This window comes from Aquabacterium sp. UBA2148 (genome assembly GCF_002328915.1).
Classification (GTDB): Bacteria; Pseudomonadota; Gammaproteobacteria; order Burkholderiales; family Burkholderiaceae_C; genus Aquabacterium; species Aquabacterium parvum.
In genome coordinates, this window is sequence record NZ_DCXA01000183.1 from 20020 (window position 1) to 23346 (window position 3327).

The 3327-nt window shown below is 67.7% G+C and carries 3 protein-coding genes, 1 pseudogene and 1 riboswitch; all 4 genes and pseudogenes read left to right on the forward strand.

All coding sequences use genetic code 11. From position 1 onward, the window contains the following. Positions 1 to 322 (forward strand): annotated as a pseudogene (locus B2W70_RS10325) (hypothetical protein); the annotation flags it as partial. A gap of 63 nt (positions 323 to 385) precedes the next feature. Next, positions 386 to 709 carry a ferredoxin FdxA gene (gene fdxA / locus B2W70_RS10330; RefSeq protein ID WP_058087457.1) on the forward strand — a complete coding sequence of 108 codons (324 nt, stop codon included), beginning with the start codon at positions 386 to 388 and terminating at the stop codon, positions 707 to 709. 38 nt (positions 710 to 747) lie between these two features. Further along, positions 748 to 1875, forward strand: a complete 1128-nt coding sequence (locus tag B2W70_RS10335; protein WP_286745479.1) for an NAD(P)/FAD-dependent oxidoreductase — start codon at positions 748 to 750, stop codon at positions 1873 to 1875. Positions 1876 to 1890: 15 nt separating this feature from the next. Next, a riboswitch (TPP riboswitch) is annotated at positions 1891 to 1993 on the forward strand. Positions 1994 to 2134: 141 nt separating this feature from the next. Then, positions 2135 to 3327, forward strand: a 1193-nt coding sequence (locus B2W70_RS10340) for a TonB-dependent siderophore receptor (protein WP_349677447.1), incomplete at its 3' end; no start/stop codon positions are given.

The window sequence follows — 3327 nt, forward strand, 5'->3', positions numbered from 1 at the left end:
CGACCTGCAGTGCGGCATGGGCCCGGGCCAGCGCGCCGACACCGAGGTCTTCTACATGGCGGGCCGGCAACTGGCCCCGCTCAGCAAAGGCCTGCTGGACGCAGGCTGGCCTGCCGGCACGCAAGTCAGCGTGGTCTCCCGAGCAGGGTGGCCCGACATGCGCCACACCCTGCACACCGTGGGGACACTCGATGACGCTTCCTCGGTGCACGCCGGGCGCCCCACGCTCGTCATCGTGGGCGCGGGCGCGACCGCCATCCCTGAAGCGCCCTTGACCCACATCACCCTGTGCGGCGAAGGCACAGGCGCCACCGAGGCTTGATGCCCCTTCAAGCCCCGGTAAAATCCCCACCCGCAAGATCAACCCCCTCACCCGAGACCTGTCATGACTCACGTCGTCACCGAAGCCTGCATCCGTTGCAAATACACCGACTGCGTGGACGTTTGCCCGGTGGACTGCTTCCGCGAAGGCCCCAACTTCCTGGTGATCGATCCCGACGAGTGCATCGACTGCGCCGTCTGCATCCCCGAGTGCCCCGTCAACGCCATCGTCCCTGAAGAGGACGTGCCCGGCAACCAGCAGCAGTACATCCAGATCAACGCCGACCTGGCCAAGAAGTGGCCCAGCATCACCAAGCGCAAAGAGCCGCTGCCCGAAGCCGACGAGTGGAAGGACAAGACCGGCAAGCTGGACCAGTTGATCCGCTGAGCCCCGATCTTCGCGCGCTGATGCCATCGGTGACCTCGATGCCCCAGACCGATGCCCTGGTCATCGGCGCGGGCCCGGTGGGCCTGTTCCAGGCCTTCCAGCTGGGGCTGCTGGGCCTGAAGGTCGAGGTCGTTGACGTGCTGCCACAGGCGGGGGGCCAATGCATGGCCCTCTACCCTGACAAACCCATCTACGACGTGCCCGGCGTGCCCCGCTGCACCGGGCGCGAACTCACAAGCCTGCTGCTTCAGCAGGCTTCGCCTTTTCTGCCACCCGATGCGAACACGGGCCAGCGAGCGCACCTGCACCTGGGCCAACAAGTCGAGTCGCTGAGCCAGGTCGATGGTGGCTGGCAAGTGCGAACCTCCACCGCATGGACCTGCCAGGCGCACTCGGTGGTGATCGCAGCTGGCGCGGGGGCCTTCGTGCCACGAGGCCTGGGCGTGCCCGAACTCGATGGCGCGGCCAACCTCAGCCACCAACTGCCGGGCGAGTTCGCCGCAGAGCCACAGGGAGATGGACGAAAACGCCACCTCGACGCATCGCCCCCCGCCTGGGCAGGCCAGCACCTGGTCATCGCAGGTGGTGGCGATGAAGCACTGAACGCCGTGCTCATCGCCTCACGTGCCGAGCCCGCGCACCGTCCCGCTCGCATCACCCTGCTCCACCGCCGCGACGCCTTCCAGGCCGATGCCGAGGTCGAGGCCGAGGTGCGCGCGCTGATTCAATCGGGCGACGTGCAGCTGGTGCTGGGCGTGCCCCAAGGCGCTCGACTGACCCCGGCAAGCACCGACCCAGACCGCCGCATCGAAGCCCTGCAACTGCTGGGCGCCGACGGTCACCCTTTCGAGCTGCCGCTGGACCACCTGCTGGTGCGCCTGGGCCTGAGCCCCAAGCTCGGACCGTTGACGCAATGGGGCATGGCCCTCGAGCGCAAGCAGGTGCGCGTGGACACCGCCACCTTCGAGACCTCGCTGGCAGGCGTGCACGCGGTTGGCGACATCAACACCTACCCGGGCAAGAAGCGCCTGCTGCTGTGTGGCTTCCACGAGGCCACGCTGGCGGCGCACGCCATCGCCACGGCGCTCAACCCCGATGCGCCGCCCCACCTGCTCTACACCACGACAAGCCCGGTGCTCCACCAGCGCCTGGGCGTCAAAGGCTGAAGCGCGCCTACAATCTCGACCTGCTAGGGGTGCGGCCCGCGTTGCGTGGCGCCGCTGAGAGAGTCCCTTCGAACCTGATCGAGGTCGTCCTCGCGTAGGGAAGCCAGTTCGTCGTGCACGCGCCATCACGCTGGCGCAAGCGCCCTCAACCGGGCCACGACCGGGTGCCGCCAGTTCCCAGGCCGCGCCCTCAACCAGGCAACCCCCATGCGGACGACCGTGTCCCCAACCGGTGCTCCCACGCCATGGAGTTGTCTGCATGAGCCCTCGTCTGTCACCTTCCCATTCACGTCCCACCCCCATCCTGCAACGCCCGCTGGCGATGGCAGCGCTGCAGGCCTGCTGCCTGGCGTCGCTGAGCGCGACGGGCCTCCAATCCATGGCCCAGCAAGCCCGCGATGGCACTGCCTTGCCAGTTGCCCAGACGGCCGCTGACAACACCGCGACTGAAAGCACGCTGCCTGGCACCACGGTCAGCGCCCCGGCCAATCGCCAGGCCCGCGCCAGCATCAGCGGCCTGGGCGACACGCCCGGCTGGCAAGCGCCCGTGCAGGCGCAAACTTTTGGCCAGACCGTTTTGCGCGATGCAGGCATCACCCGCCTGGCCGACCTGATCAAACTCGATGCCAGCCTGACCGACGCCTACAACGCCATCGGCTACTGGGACAGCATGAACGTGCGCGGCTACAAGCTGGACAACACGCTCAACTACCGCCGCGAGGGCCTGCCGATCAGTGGCGAGACCCGCATCGCCCTGGACAACAAGGCTGGCATCGAGCTGTTCAAGGGCACGAGCGGCATGCAGGCGGGCACCAGCGCGCCGTCGGGCTTGGTGAACTACGTCGTCAAGCGACCCGATGTCAGCCTCAGGGAGGTCACCCTCGGGCTGAACGACCGCGGTGGCTGGCTGATGGCCACCGACCTGTCCGAGCGCTTTGGGCAGCAACGTGAGTTCGGCCTGCGCGTCAATGCCGCACATGAAGACCTTCGCCCCACCACGCAGGCAGCCGACGGTCGACGACGCCTTGCTGCGGTGGCTGGCGACTGGCGCTTGACCCCCGATGCACGCCTCGAAGCCGAGTTCGAGCACAGCTTCCTGACCCAACCCAGCGTGCCTGGCTACAGCTTGCTGGGCCGTGCGCTGCCGTCCGCCAAAGCGCTCGATCCGACCACCAACTTCAACAACCAGGCCTGGAGCCGGCCGGTCGAGATGCAGGGCAACACGGGCAGCCTGCGCTGGAGCCAGAACTGGGGCAAGGGCTGGCGCAGCCAGGTGAGCTACGGCGAGCAGCGACTGCAGTCCACGGACCGGGGGGCCTTCACGTTCGGCTGCGGTGTCGAAGGCAACTACGCGGCACATTGCTCGAACGGCACCTTTGACCTGTATGACTTCCGCTCGCCAGGTGAGCACCGTCGCACCCGTGCGTGGCTGGCATCGCTGCAAGGCAGGGT

What these genes read in the sequence shown, in the direction of transcription:
- fdxA (WP_058087457.1), top strand. Translation starts at nt 386, where the DNA reads ATGACTCACGTCGTCACCGAAGCCTGCATCCGTTGCAAATACACCGAC.
- B2W70_RS10335 (WP_286745479.1), top strand. Translation starts at nt 748, where the DNA reads ATGCCCCAGACCGATGCCCTGGTCATCGGCGCGGGCCCGGTGGGCCTG.